The organism is Cupriavidus sp. 05N38, from assembly GCF_056397345.1.
In genome coordinates this window covers 1-15,669 of the sequence record NZ_JBFTNF010000076.1, presented here as the reverse complement: position 1 = coordinate 15,669, position 15,669 = coordinate 1, and the positions used below count along the sequence as shown (strand labels likewise).

The 15,669-nt window shown below is 68.6% G+C and carries 13 protein-coding genes; 7 read left to right on the top strand and 6 right to left on the bottom strand.

The window, feature by feature from the left end:
- Positions 1 to 12: 12 nt before the first annotated feature.
- The 3 genes from trpC (at position 13) to AC1DK4_RS34965 (ending at position 2,381) form a co-directional block, all read left to right on the top strand.
- Positions 13 to 816, top strand: a complete 804-nt coding sequence (trpC, locus tag AC1DK4_RS34975; RefSeq protein WP_477132089.1) for an indole-3-glycerol phosphate synthase TrpC — start codon at positions 13 to 15, stop codon at positions 814 to 816.
- Between the two features lie 77 nt (positions 817 to 893).
- On the top strand, positions 894 to 1,532 hold the full coding sequence (locus AC1DK4_RS34970; protein ID WP_441622670.1) for a CYTH domain-containing protein: 639 nt from the start codon (positions 894 to 896) through the stop codon (positions 1,530 to 1,532).
- 69 nt (positions 1,533 to 1,601) lie between these two features.
- Positions 1,602 to 2,381, top strand: a complete 780-nt coding sequence (locus tag AC1DK4_RS34965) for a uracil-DNA glycosylase (protein WP_441622668.1) — start codon at positions 1,602 to 1,604, stop codon at positions 2,379 to 2,381.
- 25 nt (positions 2,382 to 2,406) lie between these two features.
- On the opposite strand, the gene AC1DK4_RS34960 is transcribed toward AC1DK4_RS34965, so the two are convergent.
- On the bottom strand, positions 2,407 to 2,715 hold the full coding sequence (locus AC1DK4_RS34960) for an acylphosphatase (protein ID WP_441622722.1): 309 nt from the start codon (positions 2,713 to 2,715) through the stop codon (positions 2,407 to 2,409).
- Positions 2,716 to 2,991: 276 nt separating this feature from the next.
- On the opposite strand from AC1DK4_RS34960, the gene AC1DK4_RS34955 reads away from it, so the two are divergent.
- Positions 2,992 to 4,746, top strand: coding sequence for an ABC transporter permease (locus AC1DK4_RS34955; protein ID WP_441622666.1), 1,755 nt, complete (start codon positions 2,992 to 2,994; stop codon positions 4,744 to 4,746).
- Positions 4,747 to 4,774: 28 nt separating this feature from the next.
- Positions 4,775 to 6,133 carry an ABC transporter ATP-binding protein gene (locus AC1DK4_RS34950; RefSeq protein WP_441622664.1) on the top strand — a complete coding sequence of 453 codons (1,359 nt, stop codon included), beginning with the start codon at positions 4,775 to 4,777 and terminating at the stop codon, positions 6,131 to 6,133.
- 16 nt (positions 6,134 to 6,149) lie between these two features.
- On the opposite strand, the gene AC1DK4_RS34945 is transcribed toward AC1DK4_RS34950, so the two are convergent.
- The 5 genes from AC1DK4_RS34945 to AC1DK4_RS34925 form a co-directional block, all read right to left on the bottom strand.
- Positions 6,150 to 8,561 carry an FUSC family protein gene (locus AC1DK4_RS34945; protein WP_477132088.1) on the bottom strand — a complete coding sequence of 804 codons (2,412 nt, stop codon included), beginning with the start codon at positions 8,559 to 8,561 and terminating at the stop codon, positions 6,150 to 6,152.
- 49 nt (positions 8,562 to 8,610) lie between these two features.
- Positions 8,611 to 10,416, bottom strand: coding sequence for a M61 family metallopeptidase (locus tag AC1DK4_RS34940; RefSeq protein WP_441622660.1), 1,806 nt, complete (start codon positions 10,414 to 10,416; stop codon positions 8,611 to 8,613).
- A gap of 75 nt (positions 10,417 to 10,491) precedes the next feature.
- On the bottom strand, positions 10,492 to 11,481 hold the full coding sequence (gene acuI / locus AC1DK4_RS34935) for an acrylyl-CoA reductase (NADPH) (RefSeq protein WP_441622658.1): 990 nt from the start codon (positions 11,479 to 11,481) through the stop codon (positions 10,492 to 10,494).
- Positions 11,482 to 11,578: 97 nt separating this feature from the next.
- Positions 11,579 to 12,337 carry a DsbC family protein gene (locus tag AC1DK4_RS34930; protein WP_441622656.1) on the bottom strand — a complete coding sequence of 253 codons (759 nt, stop codon included), beginning with the start codon at positions 12,335 to 12,337 and terminating at the stop codon, positions 11,579 to 11,581.
- Positions 12,338 to 12,381: 44 nt separating this feature from the next.
- Complete coding sequence (locus AC1DK4_RS34925; protein ID WP_441622654.1) at positions 12,382 to 13,638, bottom strand: UbiH/UbiF family hydroxylase; 1,257 nt, start codon at positions 13,636 to 13,638, stop codon at positions 12,382 to 12,384.
- Positions 13,639 to 13,799: 161 nt separating this feature from the next.
- Between AC1DK4_RS34925 and ychF the strand changes: the two genes are divergently transcribed.
- Together ychF and AC1DK4_RS34915 are read left to right on the top strand one after the other, a co-directional pair.
- Positions 13,800 to 14,891 (top strand): redox-regulated ATPase YchF, encoded by a 1,092-nt coding sequence (gene ychF, locus AC1DK4_RS34920; RefSeq protein WP_477132087.1) that lies wholly within the window; start codon positions 13,800 to 13,802, stop codon positions 14,889 to 14,891.
- A gap of 583 nt (positions 14,892 to 15,474) precedes the next feature.
- On the top strand, positions 15,475 to 15,669 hold a 195-nt coding region (locus AC1DK4_RS34915), incomplete at its 3' end, for a hypothetical protein (RefSeq protein WP_477132086.1).

Below are 15,669 nucleotides of genomic sequence, written 5' to 3'. Positions count from 1 at the left end.
AGAGAAACACGCATGTCCGATATCCTGCAGAAGATCCTGGCCGTCAAGGCCGATGAAGTCAGCGCCGCGCGCAAGAAGCGCGACCTGCCCAGCCTGCGCGCCGAAGCCGAGAGCCTGCGCGCCGAGCCCGGCCTGGCGCCGCGCGGCTTCGAGCGCGCGCTGCGCGAGAAGATCGCCGCCGGCCACGCCGGCGTGATCGCCGAAGTGAAGAAAGCCTCGCCGTCCAAGGGCGTGCTGCGCGAGCAGTTCGTGCCCGAGGCGATCGCGGAAAGCTACGCCAGCCACGGCGCGGCCTGCCTGTCCGTGCTGACCGACGTGAATTTCTTCCAGGGCCACGCCGATTTCCTCAAGCGCGCGCGCGGCGCCTGCCCGCTGCCCGCCCTGCGCAAGGACTTCATGGTCGACCTGTACCAGGTCTATGAAGCGCGCACCTGGGGCGCCGACGCCATCCTGCTGATCGTCTCCGCGCTCGACCCCGGCCTGATGGCCGAGCTCGAAGYCTGCGCCCACGAACTCGGCATGGACGTGCTGGTGGAAGTGCACGGCGGCGAAGAGCTCGATGCCGCGCTGCGCCTGAAGACGCCGCTGCTGGGCGTGAACAACCGCAACCTGCGCACCTTCGAGGTCTCGCTCGACAACACGCTGGAACTGCTGCCGCGCATCCCGTCCGACCGGCTGGTGGTGACCGAATCCGGCATCCTCGGCCCGGCCGACGTGCAGCGCATGCGCGATGCCAATGTGCACGCCTTCCTGGTCGGCGAAGCGTTCATGCGCGCGCCCGATCCGGGCGTCGAGCTGGCACGCCTGTTCGCCTGAATGTTCGCCTGAACGTTCGCCCGGGCATTCGCCCGACCCGCGCCCGTCCGCGGCTCCCACCGGAATCCTCGATCAAGATGGCCCAGGAAATCGAACTCAAGCTGGCAGTGCCGGACGGCGCCATGCCCGCGCTGGCGGCATGGCTGGACGCGCACGGCGAGGCCCGCGGCGAGCACACGCTGCTCAACGTCTACCTCGACACCCCCGCGCGCGACCTGGCCCGCGCCCGTGCCGCGCTGCGGCTGCGGCGCCGCGGCGAGCAATGGCTGCAAACCCTGAAGACGGCGGGCAAGAGCGAGGCCGGCCTGGCCGCCCGTCATGAATGGGAAACCAAGGTCGCCGCCGAGGCCATCGAACTCGACGCCTTCCCGCCCGAGGCCCGCGCGTTGCTGGCGCCGCTGGCAGCCACGCTGGGCCCGGTGTTCCGCACCGATTTCACGCGGCGTACCTGGCTGGTCGAGCAGGACGGCGCGCGCATCGAAGCCGCGCTGGACGTGGGCGAGATCACGGCGCCGGGCACGACTGCGCGCGACACCATCCACGAACTCGAGCTGGAATGGCTGCCAGGCGAGGCAGACCAGTCGCCCACGCAGGCCGTGGCCGAAGCCGCGCTGCGCGCGCTGGCGAGGCGCCTGCAGAACGTGGCGCCGCTCACGGCATCCGACCAGAGCAAGGCCGCGCGTGGCTACCGGCTTGCCGGTGTCGCCGGAGCCTGACGCGCCGGCGTGCCGCACCCGGGGTGCACCCTGCGCCCCACCAACCCCTATCCTCCGCAAAGCACCCGCATGAGCAAACCAATGAGCGCACAGGCCGACCTGTTCGCCCCGGCCGCCGCCAGGGCGCCATCGGCCCCGGCCAGCCTGGCCGCCCAGGCGGCGGCGCTGCCCTCCGCCTGGCGTGAACTGCTGGCGCCGTGCATGCACGGCGCCGGCTGGCAGGAACTCGCCGCCTTTGTCGACGGCGAGCGCGATGCCGGCAAGCCGGTCTTCCCGCACGACGTTTTCCACGCCCTGCATCTCACCCCGCCCGGGACGGTCAAGGTGGTGATCCTGGGCCAGGACCCGTATCACGGCACCGGCACCGTCGGCGGCAGCGAGATCCCGCAGGCGCACGGCCTGGCCTTCTCGGTGCCGGACGGGGTGCGCGTGCCGCCGAGCCTGCGCAATATCTTCAAGGAGATCGCCGCCGAATACGGCGACGGCGTACCCGCGCCCGCCTCCGGCAACCTCGAAGGCTGGGCGCGCCAGGGCGTGCTGCTGCTCAACACGGTGCTGACGGTGGAACAGGGCCAGGCCGCCAGCCACGCCAAGCGCGGCTGGGAAGCCGTGACCGACTGCCTGATCCAGGCACTGTCCGCCGCCCGCCCGAACCTGGTGTTCCTGTTGTGGGGCAGCCACGCGCAGGCCAAGAAGCCGCTGCTGGCCGGCGCGCATTGCGTGCTGGAAGCGCCGCACCCGTCGCCGCTGTCCGCCCACCGCGGCTTCCTTGGCTGCGGCCATTTCAAGCTGGCCAATGCATGGCTGGAGAAGCACGGCGTGGCGCCGGTGGACTGGCGCGCGAGCTGAGCCGCCAGGCCCCGGCCCCTGGACCCTAGGCCGTCGGACGGAAGTCGAAACTGTCGAACTCGCCCTCCCCGGCCTGTACCTCCAGCCCGCTGACCTGCGCGGCGGGCGGCCCGCGCCGCATCCATTCGCGCAGCGCCGCCAGCTGTTCGGGCGGGCCGTAGGCCATCACCTCCACCGAACCGTCGTGCCGGTTGCGCACCCATCCGCCCAGGCCCAGCGCGCGGGCCTGGTCCTCGCAGGCGGCGCGGTAACCCACGCCCTGCACCCTCCCCGTGACAACGATGCGCCAGGCTACCGGCCGATGCGCCCACTGGGGTCCCGTGTGCTGTTCCATCTGGCGATCCATCTGGTCCCTCCTCGCCGTTGCTTGAAACGGCTGCAAAACACAATACAGGTAAACTAGGCGGCCACCCCGAGCGTTACCAGTATGGGCATGCCACCCGGGGTAACGCCGACAGCGCCGCGCCGGCGCCCTGCCGGGGCCTCCGGGTTCCGTGCACAACCCGCCCGCGGCCACGCAGCGCCGCACGCCCCGCGCGCCGGTCTTTCCGGGCCAGCCGGGCCATCCGATCCCGCCGGCAACCGCGGCCACCGAACTTCAGCCAACAAGATGCAGCAAGCCGAACACGACCAGGCCAGCTCGATCAACTCTCCTGGCTACGTCAGCCAGTTGCTGACCGCGCCACCGAACCGCTTCGACCTGGCGCTGCTGCCCATCATCCTGGCGGTGATCGTGCTGGTGGCCTTCGCCGCGCGGGGGATGGACGTGCCCTACCGCCCCGGCGAGCCGCTGGAAGTGCACCTGGACATCGCCTACCTGCCGTACTACCTGCTGCGCACCAGCATCCGCATGCTGCTGGCGCTGGCCGCCTCGCTGCTGTTCTCGTTCGCCTTCGCGGCGCTGGCTTCCAAGAACCGCACCGCCGAGAAGGTCATGGTGCCGGCGCTGGACATCCTGCAGTCGATCCCGGTGCTGGGCTTCCTGTCGATCACCGTGACAGGCTTTATCGCGCTGTTCCCGGGCAGCCTGGTCGGGGTGGAATGCGCGGCGATCTTCGCCATCTTCACCTCGCAGGCGTGGAACATGGCATTCAGCCTGTACCAGTCGATCCGCACCATCCCCAGCGACCTGGTCGAGGCCGCGGCCATGTTCCGGCTTTCCGCATGGCAGAAATTCTGGCGCCTCGAAGTGCCGTTCGCCATGCCGGGGCTGCTGTGGAACATGATGATGTCGATGTCCGGCGGCTGGTTCTTCGTGGTGGCCTCCGAAGCCATCTCGGTGTCTGGCAACGATATCAAGCTGCCAGGCATCGGCTCCTATATCTCGCTGGCCATCCAGCAGCAGAACCTGGCGGCCATCGGCTGGGCCATCCTGGCGATGCTGGTCGGCATCGTCCTGTACGACCAGTTGCTGTTCCGCCCGCTCATCGCCTGGGCCGACCGCTTCCGCTTCGAGACCATGGCGCAGGAAAACGAGCCGCAATCGTGGCTGCTCAACCTGCTGCGCCGCTCGGAATGGGTCAGCCTGCTGCTGGGCCGCACCGCCGCGCTGGCCGAGCGCACGCTGGCCTGGGGTTCCGCGCGCAAGGCAACCGCATCGCAGAACGGCGACAGCCGGCGCACGCTGTGGTTCGAGCGCGCCAGCACCATCGTCATTACGCTGATCGCGGTGGCGGCGCTGTACCGCGTGATGCACTTCGTGCGCACCGAGGTGGGCTGGAGCGAGGTCGGCCACGTGCTGTGGCTGGGCACGCTGACCATGGTGCGGGTGATCGTGCTGATCTCGCTGGCGGCGGTGATCTGGGTGCCGATCGGCATCCGCATCGGCCTGAACCCGAAAGTGGCGCGCATCGCCCAGCCGGTGGCGCAGTTCCTGGCGGCCTTCCCGGCCAACCTGATGTTCCCGCTGGTGGTGATGCTGATCGTGCGCTTCGGCCTGAACCCGGAAATCTGGCTCAGCCCGCTGATGATCTTCGGCACGCAGTGGTACATCCTGTTCAATGTGATCGCCGGCGCCTCCGGCATCCCCACCGAACTGAAGCTGGCCGCGCGCAACTTCGGCCTGCGCGGCTGGCTGATGTGGAAGCGCTTCCTGGTGCCGGCGGTGTTCCCCAGCCTGCTGACCGGCCTGGTGACCGCGGCCGGTGGCTCGTGGAACGCCAGCATCGTGTCCGAATACGTGACCTGGGGCGACCGCACGCTGGTCGCCACGGGCCTGGGCAGCTATATCGCGGAGATGACCGCCAAGGGCGACTTCCCCCGCATCGCGCTGGGCATCGGCGTGATGGCGGTGTTCGTGGTGGGCTTCAACCGCCTGCTGTGGAACCGCCTCTACCTGCTAGCGCAGGAACGCACCCGTCTCTGATTTTCAGCATCCGTACCGGAATTCCATCATGGCAAGCTCTCCCGCAACCACAGCCGCAACCGTAGCCGAACCCGTGGTCGAACTGCGCGGCGTCTCCAAGATGTTCCGCACCGCGGACCGCACCGACCGCGCCGTGCTTGAAGGCGTGGACCTCACCCTGAAGCGCGGCGAGATCGTCGCCATGCTGGGCAAGTCCGGTTCGGGCAAGTCCACCCTGCTGCGCATCATGGCCGGGCTGGTGCGCGCCGACCACGGCGAGGTGCAGTTCCGCGGCCAGCCGCTGCGCGGCACCGCCGAGGGCATCGCCATGGTGTTCCAGTCGTTCGCGCTGTTCCCGTGGCTGACCGTGCAGCAGAACGTGGAGCTCGGGCTCGAAGCGCAGGGCGTGCAGAAGGAAGCGCGCGCACGGCGCGCCGAGGCGGCGATCGACATGATCGGCCTGTCCGGCTTCAACAGCGCGCTGCCGCGCGAGCTCTCCGGCGGCATGCGCCAGCGCGTGGGCATTGCGCGCGCGCTGGTGACCGAGCCCGACCTGCTGCTGATGGACGAGGCTTTTTCCGCGCTCGACGTGCTCACCGGCGAGACGCTGCGCGACGAAATGCTCGACCTGTGGGAAGACGGCCGCACCAATATCAAGTGCATCCTGATCGTCTCGCACAATATCGAGGAGGCAGTCATGATGGCCGACCGCATCGTGATCCTGTCGAGCGACCCGGGCCGTATCCGCGCCGAGGTGAAAATACCCTTCCCGCGTCCGCGCAACCGCGATTCGGCGCAAGTGCGCGGGCTGATCGACGAGGTCTATACGCTGATGACCTCGCCCGCCGCGCTGGGGCCGCGCGTCACCGCGCTGGCGGCCGCCAGCAATATCGGCTACCGCCTGCCGGACGCCGACATCAGCCAGATGGAAGCCATCCTCGACCTGCTGTGCGAGGCGCCCTTCCACGGCCGCGCCGACCTGCCGCACCTGGCCGAGGAAGCCGGCCTCACCGACGACGACCTGCTGCCCGCCTGCGAGGCGCTGCATCTGCTGCAGCTGGCCACCATCGAGCGCGGCGACATCAGCGCCACCGGCCTGGGCCGCGTCTATTACGAGACCGAGCCGCCCGAGCGCAAGGTGCTGTTCGGCAAGCAGTTGCTGCTGCACGTGGCCCTGGCCGCGCATATCCGCCGCGAGCTCGAGCAATCGGAGGACGGCGAGATCCGCGAGGAACATGTGCTGCGCGAGCTCGAGGACTTCCTCAAGCCGGAAGAAGCCGAGCGCGTGCTGACCGCCGCCATCGAATGGGGCCGCTATGGCGAGGTGTACGAGTACAGCTACAACAGCGGCATGCTGACGCTGCCGCGCGAGGAGCATCCGGCCGGCGGCACAAGTACCCAGCCCTGAGCGGCCGCACGCGACGCTAGCGCTGGCGCATGGCGCGCCCGATGGCGCCGGTGCGCAGCGCGATCTTGGCGGCGTCCTCGCGCAGCGCGCGCAGGCGGCGCTCCAGGATGGCGTTGGCTGCGCGGCCCGTGGAACTGGCCGTGCTGGCGGTGCCGCCCGGCTCGCGGGTGGCGCTGCTGGCGCGGGACAGCTCGCCCGAGGCGGCGGCCTGCGCCAGCACGTCGGCGCGGCGGCGATCGGCGGAATCGGCCAGGCGGGCCCGGCGCTCGCTGGCCTCGTCTGCGGTGGAGGTGGCCTCGAGCGCAGCATTGAGCGCGGCCGCCGCCAGCGGGGCCGCGCGGGCAGGCCCGGCCTCGACACCGGATTGCGGCGCGGCATGCGCCACGGCGGTTGCCGGCTCCCCCGCCGCCCGCACGAACCCCGCCCCCCGGCCGCCCGCGCGGTCATCTTCCACCAGCCGCTCGCTTGCCAGCGCCAGGCTGTTGGTGGCGGCGTCGGTCGCCTGGCGGATGGCGCCTTCGGCGGCCGGCAGGTCAAGCTCGCCGTAGTGCTCCCGCACCTGGATACGCATCGCCGCCACATGCGCGGCCACCAGGTAGTTCTGCACGATAAAGCGGTTCAGGTTGTCCACCGCGCGGTGCCGRCTCTTGGGCTCGTCCAGCATGCGCTGGAACGAGCCGATCAGTGCCGACAGGCTGTCCATGAACTGCTTGCGCTGCACGCGGTAGGCAAAGTCGTCCTTGGCCACGCGCAGCAGCAGGTCGCGCGTGGCGGCGATATAGCGGCGGTTGGACTGCAGCACGTTCTCTACCAGCGCGGGCAGCGCGCGGTACTCCCAGCTCGGCAGCACGAAGCTGAACACCGAGGCGATCACCCCGCCGATCACCGTGTCGATCAGCCGCTCCCCCGCCACCGTGGCGCTGCCCGGCATCAGCAGGTTGATCTGGATGAGCACCTGCACGCAGGCGGCGATGGCCGTGTAGCGGTACTTGATGGTGGAGAACGCCGTGCTCGCCACCAGCGCCAGGAACAGCACGCCCAGCAGCACCAGCGGCTGGTGCACCACCCGCAGCACGGCCACCGAGATCACGCAGCCGATCAGCGTGCCGATCAGGCGGTCGTTGTAGCGTTGCTTGGTCATGCTGAAGTTGGGCTTCAGGATGACGATGATGGTCAGCAGGATCCAGTAGCTGTGCGAGACATAAGGCAGGTGGTCGGCGATCCACAGCCCTGCCCACACCGCCATCGTGATGCGCAGCGCAAAGCGGAAGGCCGGGGACTTCCAGTTGAGGTTGTCGCGCAGCACCTTCAGCTCATAGCGCTGGCGCGTGAGGAACGGCGTCATGTCCGGGCCCGGCAGCACCTTGGAAGGCTCCACCGGCGTGCGTGACGCCTCGTGCAGCTGCCCCACCAGCGCGATGGCGCCCTTGATCATGTCCAGCGTCTCGACCACCGCTGTCATCGCCGCGGGATTGATGTGGTGATGGCGCAGCTGCGCGATCTCGTCCTGGACCGCGCGCAGCTCCTGCCGGTAATCCACCTCGGCATAGGAGTAGCGCCCGGGCGTGATGTCGTAGGCGATCGACTCCACGTCCTCGCACATCAGCTGCACCAGCCGGCGCAGGTGGTCCAGCACCGGCGTGGCGGCAAAGGTCTGGCGCAGCAGCGGGTAGTCGTTGTTGGTGGAGAGGATGTACTCGTAGAGGTCCAGCATGCGCATGTGGACCTGCACCAGCAGCCCGTCATGCGTGGTGCGGTTGCCGCGCAGCACGAGGTCGCGCGCGGCCTGCTGGCGCTCGGCCACCACGATCTGCTGGCGCACCAGCTGGTTGAACTGCGCTTCGTAGTCGTTGCCGGCGTCGTAGAAGCCGGCCTTGATGTCGAGGTAGCCCGCCATCTCGTACAGCGCTTCGGCCAGGATCTGCTGCTTGGTACGCCGCTGCGTGGCCCAGCTCACCACCATGGCGTAGGCCATGTAGGCCACCGCGCCCACGCCGAACAGCAGCGCATGCTCCAGCGCGCGCCGCACCACGAAGTCCTCGTTGATGGTGAGCGTCATGACGAACAAGGCCGAGAACTGCAGCGGCAAGGTCTTGTTGCCGTACACCGTCATCATGCCGGCCATGAACGTCACCAGCACCAGCACCACCGGCATCACGCGCGGGAACGGCGTGGCCATGGCCACCGCCAGCGTGACTGCCGTGCACAGCAGCACGCTGGCCAGCATCTCGTTGAACTTGTGGTTGAACGGGCTGGGCAGGTCCATCAGGCTGGTGCACAGCGCGCCCATCGACACCACCATGGCAGTGGGCAGGTCCGCGAACTGCATGGCGATCAGCGTGGCGCCGATCACCCCCGTGGCCGAGCGCAGGCCACGGTACACATAGTGCGAGTAGATAAAGGTGCGGGCGTCGTGCGCGTATTGCATGTGGCGGCTCGGGGGCTGGGCCTTGTCGGCGGAATGTCTGCCTGCCGGCCTACTGGCCGAGCCAGCGCGCCCGCATGGCCTGGCGGCCACCCTCGGCCGTCACGGTGTACTGCAGCGCCGGCTCGCGCGCGAAGGTCACCGGCAGCACATGCAGCTCGTCGCGGCGGAATACATGACATTCGGCGCTGTCGCCGGCGCGGTAGCGCGCCAGCAACTTGTCCAGCTGCCCGGGCGCCGCGCGCAGGCCGTCCACCGCGGCCAGCAGGTCGCCCGCCGACAGCCCGGCCGCCTGGCCGGCGCCGCCGTCGAGCACCTGCGTGATACGCACCCAGCCGTCCTCGCTCTTGGTCTTGATGCCGAGCGCGGCATTGCGCTCCGGCTTGGTGGGCACCGCCTTGATGCCGAACGGCTTGAACAGCGCCGCCAGCTGCAGCTCGCCCGTGCCTTCGGTCAGCGCGCGCAGCAACGAGCCCAGGCGCAGGCCGCTGACCTCGTCGACCAGGGCATGAACTTCGGCCTCGGTCACGCCGCGCTGCTGCGCGCCCGGCGCATAGAAGCCGCTGCCGTAGCGCTGCCACAGCGCACGCATGATGTCGTCGAGCGAGCGGCGGTTGCGGGTCTTGGCGCGGATGGTGAGATCGAGGGCCAGCGCCACCAGGGAACCCTTGGTGTAGTAACTGACGATGGCGTTTGGCGCGTTCTCGTCCTGGCGGTAGTACTTGGTCCAGGCGTCGAAGGAGCTGTCGGCCACGCTCTGCTTGGTGCGGCCGTTGCCGCGCAACACGCCGTTCCAGGTCTTGGCCAGCAGCTCGACGTACTGCGCCTCGGTGATGGCGCCGCTGCGCACCAGCATCAGGTCGTCGTAGTAGCTGGTGAAGCCCTCGAACAGCCACAGCAGCGGCGTGTGCGTTTCCTCGCGCAGCCGGTACGGCACGAAGGCCGCCGGCTTGATGCGCTTGACGTTCCAGGTATGGAAATACTCGTGGCTGCACAGGCCGAGGAAGGTGCGATAGCCCTCGGTGGCCTCTGCCTTGCCGATTGCCGGCAGGTCGGCGCGCGCGCACATCAGTGCGGTGCTGGCGCGGTGCTCCAGGCCACCGTAGCCATCCGTGGTGACCATCGTCATGAAGACGTAGCGGCGGTTGCTGTCGAGGAACGGCGCGCGCTCGGTCTTGGGCTCGAACAGGCGGATCTGCGCTTCGCAGATCCGCTTGAGGTCGCGGCACACGCGCTCCAGGTCCAGCTGCGGCACGCGGCCGGTGAAGACCACGTCGTGCTGGGCGCCACAGGCGCGGAAGCTGCCCAGCGTGAAGGTGCCCATCTCGACCGGGTGGTCGACCAGCTCGTCGTAGTCGGCCACCTGGTAGCGGCCGAAGCCGTAGCGCCTGGCGCCGCCGCGGCCCGGGGCCTCGCGCATGGCGGTGGCAACGCGCCAGCCGGCATACGCCTCGCCCGCGGGCGGCAGGATGTCCACCGTGCAGGGCTGATGTTCCTGCCCTTCGGCGCAGAGGAAGACCGAGCTGCCGTTGAAGAAGCCGTGCGTGGCGTCCAGGTGCGCGGCGCGCACCGACAAGTCCCAGGCATAGACCTCGTAGCTCAGCGTCAGCGGCCCGCTTGCGGGCGCCGCCTGCCAGCTCTGCTTGTCCAGCTTGGTCAGCGCGACCTGCTTGCCGGCGGCATCGGCGCGGATGCGCACGATATTGCGGGCGAAGTCGCGGATCATGTAGCTGCCGGGAATCCACGCAGGCAGGTAGAACTGCTGGCCGGCGGGATCGGGGGCGTCCACCGTGACGGTGACGGCGAACAGGTGCGCTTCGGGTTGAAGCGGGGCGATGGCGTAGTGGATCGGCTTCATGAGCGTGATTGTAGCGCCATGCCCGCGCGATCCTCCGGAGCCGCCCGTGCCCGGCGCGGCTCCGGACGCTGATGTTCAGGCGTTCACGTTGACCACCACGCGCCCGCGCATGCCGCCCTCGACGATCTTGCGCCCGGCTTCGATGGCCCCGGACAAGCCGATCTCGGTCGTGATGGCGCGCAGGCGGTCCGGCGCCAGGTCGGTCGCCAGCCGTTGCCAGGCCTCCTCGCGCCGGGCCATCGGCGCCATCACGCTGTCGATCCCGTACAGCGTGATGCCGCGCAGGATGAAGGGTGCCACCGAGGCCGGGAAATCCAGCCCCTGTGCCAGCCCGCAGCATGTCACCGCGCCGCCGTAGCGCACCTGCGCGCAGGCATTGACCAGCGTGTGCGAACCTACCGAGTCCACCACCGCGGCCCAGCGTTCCTTCTGCATCGGCTTGTTCGGCTTGCCCAGTTCGGTCCGGTCGATCACCTCCGACGCACCCAGCGCCTTGAGGAAATCGGCCTCGGCGGTCTTGCCGGTGGACGCCGCCACGCGGTAGCCCAGCCTGGACAGCAGCGCGATCGCCACCGTGCCCACGCCGCCCGAGGCGCCGGTCACCAGCACCTCGCCGTCGCCCGGCTTCACGCCGGCGCGCTCCAGCGCCAGCACCGACAGCATGGCGGTGTAGCCGGCCGTGCCGATCGCCATGGCCTGCTGCGCGTTGAACGCGTCGGGCAGCCTGACCAGCCAGTCGCCCTTGAGCCGTGCGCGCTGCGCCAGGCAACCCCAGTGCGTCTCGCCCACGCCAAAGCCGTTGAGCACCACGCGGTCGCCGGCCTTCCAGCGCGGATGCGCGGACTCCAGCACCGTGCCGGCCCCGTCGATGCCCGCCACCATCGGCCATTTGCGCACCACCGGCGCGCGGCCCGTGATGGCCAGGCCATCCTTGTAGTTGATGGTGGAATAGTCGACCGCGACCAGCACGTCGCCGTCGGCCGGCAGTGCGGATTCTTCGAGCGCGGTAACGGCGGCCTGGGTGGCGCCGTCGGCCTGGGTCAGCAGCAATGCCTGGAACGTCATGATGTCTCCCTCCGGATATGCGGATGTCGAAAGTCTGATGAACGAGGCGCCGGCCGGTCCGGCACGCACGGCGCCGGAAAGGCCGCCGGCGCGGAGCTTACTTCTTGAGGCTGGCGAGCTTGCGCTCGAGCGTGGCGGCGTCGGCGGCGCCGGGGATGCGGGTGCCGTCCATGAAGAACACGGCCGGGGTGCCAGTGATATTGAGGCTCTGGCCCAGGCTCAGGTTCTCGTCCACGGGGGTCTTGCAGCTGCCGTTGCCGGTCAGCGCGACGCGGTTGAGCATCCAGTCGCGCCAGGCCTTGGTGCGGTCGGTGGCGCACCAGACCTGCTTGGCCTTCACCTCCGAATCCGGCGACAGCACCGGGTAGAGGAAGGTGTAGACCGTGATGTTGTCCATCTGCTGGAAGGTCTGCTCGATGCGCTTGCAATAGCCGCAGTTCGGGTCCGAGAACACCGCCACCTGGCGGCTGCCGTCGCCCTTGCTCCACTTGATGGCGCGCGCCAGCGGCAGGTCCGACCACTTGATGCGGTTCAGGTCGGCCACGCGCTCTTCGGTCAGGTTGGTGCCGGTCTTGGTGTCGACCATCTCGCCGTTGATGACATAGCGCCCGGTGGCGTCCGTATAGACCACCTGCCCGCCGATATTGACCTCGAACAGGCCCGGCACCGGCGTCTTGGACACGCTCTTGACCTCGGCGCGCCCGCCCAGCATCTTCTGGATCGACTCCTTGATGCGATCGGTGCCGGGCTCGCCCGCCGCCATGGCGTGCAGCGCRAAGCCGGCCGCAGCCAGGCCGCCAGCGATGGTGGCGACGGTGGCCGACAGTGCGGGGCGGCGGCGCAGGAATTGCAACATGATGACTCCAGAAATTCGGTGATTCGGCGCGCAGTGTTCAGGGCTCAGCCCAGCGCACGGCCGATAAGAAAGCGTTTGAGCAGCGGTTGCCCGCCCACCGCCCGCATGCCGGCATTGCGTACCGTGTGCGCAATGCCGCCGGGCAGCGAAAACAGCCGGTGCAGGCCATCGGTGGCAGCCGTCAGCGACAACAGGTCCGTGGCGCGCGCGCGCTCGTAGCGGCGCAGCAGGCGCAGGTCGCCCTCGCCGCGGAACGATTCCCTGGCAGCCATCACGCGGCCAAGTTCCGCCACGTCGCGCAAGCCCAGGTTCATGCCCTGGCCGGCCAGCGGATGCACCACGTGGGCGGCGTCGCCCACCAGCGCCACGTGCGGCTGCACGAACTGCTCGGCCCGCTGCAGCACCAGCGGGAAACCCTGCGCCGGCGTCACGCAGCGCAGCGTGCCGAACTGGCGGCCCACGGCGCCGCTGGCTGCCTGCATTACGGTGTCGGCCAGCGCCTCAGGCGACAGGGCCAGCAACTCGGCGGCATGGCCCTCGTCGGCAGACCACACCATCGACACGCGCCGCCCCGGCAAGGGCAGCAGCGCCAGGATCTCGCCGTTGGCCGGCTCCTCGTCGGCCATCAGCTTGGGCGGCACGCCCAGGAACCACTGCCAGGCCGTGTCCTGGTGCGGATGCTCGCATTCGAAATTGGCCACCACGCCAAGCTGGCGGTAGCGACGCTTGGAAACCGGGATATGGCACTGGTCGCGCAACCACGAGCGCGCGCCGTCCGCGCCCACCACCAGCGCCGCGCGCACCTTGTCGCCACCGCCCAGCGTCAGCGTGGCGCCATCGTGATCGCGCAGGAAGGCCGCGGCGGTATCGTCGAACCAGTGCACCTGGTGCTGGAAGCGCAAGGCAGTATCGAGCACCCGCTCCACATGGCCCGACTCGATGATCCAGGCCAGCTGCGGCACCGTGGCCGCGTAGGCCGAGAAATGCAGGTCTCCGGCAGCGGCAGCATCCTCGCGCGCCGCGCTGGCATCGCCGAACACCCGCATGTCGCAGACCGGCTGCACGCGCGCCGGGTTCAGCGCCTCCCAGACGCGCAACTGCGCCAGCAAGGCCTGCGAGCTCGAAGAGAATGCGTAGATGCGGCTGTCCCACTGGTCCGCCTCCGGCGCGGGGGCCTGCGGACGCGGCGCGATCAGCGCCACCTGCATGCCCTGCTGGGCCAGCAACAACGCACAAGCCTTGCCGACGATGCCGCCGCCGACCACGGCAACCTGGAAACGGGAGGGGGATGGACGAGTCATGGGGAGATTATAGCCACCCCGGCACTTTGGCTCTGAGCGCCACGTGCGGCGGCCAACGCCGCGGGGCAAGCGGCGTAGCACCCCGGTTGACGGCGCCTCAGGCACGGCCCGGCGACGCCCATCCGCTAGAATAGGGGTTTTGCTATTTCAAGCCTTCTACCATGAGCCTCAAATGCGGCATCGTCGGCCTGCCCAACGTCGGCAAGTCCACGCTGTTCRATGCCCTGACCAAGGCCGGCATCGCCGCCGAAAACTATCCGTTCTGCACCATCGAGCCCAATGTGGGCGTGGTGGAAGTGCCGGATTCGAGGCTTGCCAAGCTGGCTGAGATCGTCAAGCCCGAGCGCATCCTGCCGGCCGTGGTCGAATTCGTCGACATCGCCGGCCTGGTGGCGGGCGCCTCCAAGGGCGAAGGCCTGGGCAACCAGTTCCTGGCCAATATCCGCGAAACCGACGCCATCACCCACGTGGTGCGCTGCTTCGAAGACGAGAACGTGATCCATGTGGCCGGCAAGGTCGATCCGCTGTCGGACATCGAAGTGATCAATACCGAGCTTGCGCTGGCCGACCTCTCCACCGTCGAAAAGGCCCACGCCCGCTACATCAAGCCCGCGCGCGCCGGCGACAAGGAAGCGCTGCGCCTGGTGGCCGTGCTGGAGAAGGCCCAGGCCGTGCTCAACGAAGCCAAGGCCGTGCGCACGCTCGACCTCTCCGACGAGGAATGGGCCGCCATCAAGCCGCTCTGCCTGATCACCGCCAAGCCGACCATGTACGTGGCCAACGTGCGCGAAGACGGCTTCGAGAACAACCCGCACCTGGACGCCGTGCGCGCCCACGCCGCCAAGACCAAGTCGCCGGTGGTCGCCGTGTGCGCCGCCATCGAAGCCGAGATCGCCGACCTGGAAGACGAGGACAAGGCCGTGTTCCTGGCCGACCTCGGCATGGAAGAACCGGGCCTGGACCGCGTGATCCGCGCCGGCTTCACCCTGCTCGGCCTGCAGACCTACTTCACCGCCGGCGTGAAGGAAGTGCGCGCCTGGACCATCCACGTGGGCGACACCGCCCCGCAGGCCGCCGGCGTGATCCACACCGACTTCGAACGCGGCTTCATCCGCGCGCAGACCATCGCCTATGAGGACTTCATTGCCTTCAAGGGTGAGCAAGGCGCCAAGGAAGCCGGGAAGATGCGGGCGGAAGGGAAGGAGTATGTGGTGAAGGATGGGGATGTGATGAATTTCTTGTTTAACGTCTGATCAACGTTTGAGCTGAATCGACCCGCTCCCGTCGTTCCAGACCACCTGAAAACCCCCGTCGGCCGTTGAGGCGACGGGGGTTTTTGCCATGTGACGACCCTATTCAACAGCGGTCGACGCCGATACATGGGCCAAGGGGTAAAACCATACGCCTGCGACCACGCGCAATCGGTGTAAATGACATCGGCTCATCTGCCGAGCAGCGCGCTCCTGACTGCGTTTGGCGCGTGCTGCCATGGCAGAAGTATTCGGTCGCATGTCAGACGTTTCACCGTAAAAACCAGCCTTTTCCTACATCCAGGCTGAGTTGGCTGGACCAACATTCCAAATAAGCTTTGTTCAAAGGAAGTCCGGCTCTTTGTGTCGGCATGCCTGAGCGTTCGCGTGCGGGCGCTCCGATCCCATGGGGCAGGCTGCTTGGCTTCGACCCGTCGAACGCGGCGTGATGCAGCGGCATTGCCCGGCGTCCCCAAAAAAGGGGGTCAACGATGCCAGGTCAGTCCGACCTGAGATTCTCCTTGCAGCACACGGCCGGCGACTTCTTCTTCCCGTCTCGGGCGATTCGCAAGCGCACGGAGTGACCATGCCCTCGTTCAAATTCCCCTTCAAAGACAAGGCCGGCAAGGAGGTGCGCGACGCCGCGCTCTACTACACGGCGCTCAGCCTGGCCGACAACGGCTTCTATCCGCTGGGCCCCTCCGGCGTGCATTGCGGCATTCACTACGTCCAGGCGATGGCCAACACGCTTTCACTACGTCCAGGCGATGGCCAACACGCT

Coding starts and splice junctions, on each gene's coding strand:
- AC1DK4_RS34970 (WP_441622670.1), top strand. CDS start 894: ATGGCCCAGGAAATCGAACTCAAGCTGGCAGTGCCGGACGGCGCCATG.
- AC1DK4_RS34965 (WP_441622668.1), top strand. CDS start 1,602: ATGAGCAAACCAATGAGCGCACAGGCCGACCTGTTCGCCCCGGCCGCC.
- AC1DK4_RS34960 (WP_441622722.1), bottom strand. CDS start 2,715: ATGGAACAGCACACGGGACCCCAGTGGGCGCATCGGCCGGTAGCCTGG.
- AC1DK4_RS34955 (WP_441622666.1), top strand. CDS start 2,992: ATGCAGCAAGCCGAACACGACCAGGCCAGCTCGATCAACTCTCCTGGC.
- AC1DK4_RS34950 (WP_441622664.1), top strand. CDS start 4,775: ATGGCAAGCTCTCCCGCAACCACAGCCGCAACCGTAGCCGAACCCGTG.
- AC1DK4_RS34940 (WP_441622660.1), bottom strand. CDS start 10,416: ATGAAGCCGATCCACTACGCCATCGCCCCGCTTCAACCCGAAGCGCAC.
- acuI (WP_441622658.1), bottom strand. CDS start 11,481: ATGACGTTCCAGGCATTGCTGCTGACCCAGGCCGACGGCGCCACCCAG.
- AC1DK4_RS34925 (WP_441622654.1), bottom strand. CDS start 13,638: ATGACTCGTCCATCCCCCTCCCGTTTCCAGGTTGCCGTGGTCGGCGGC.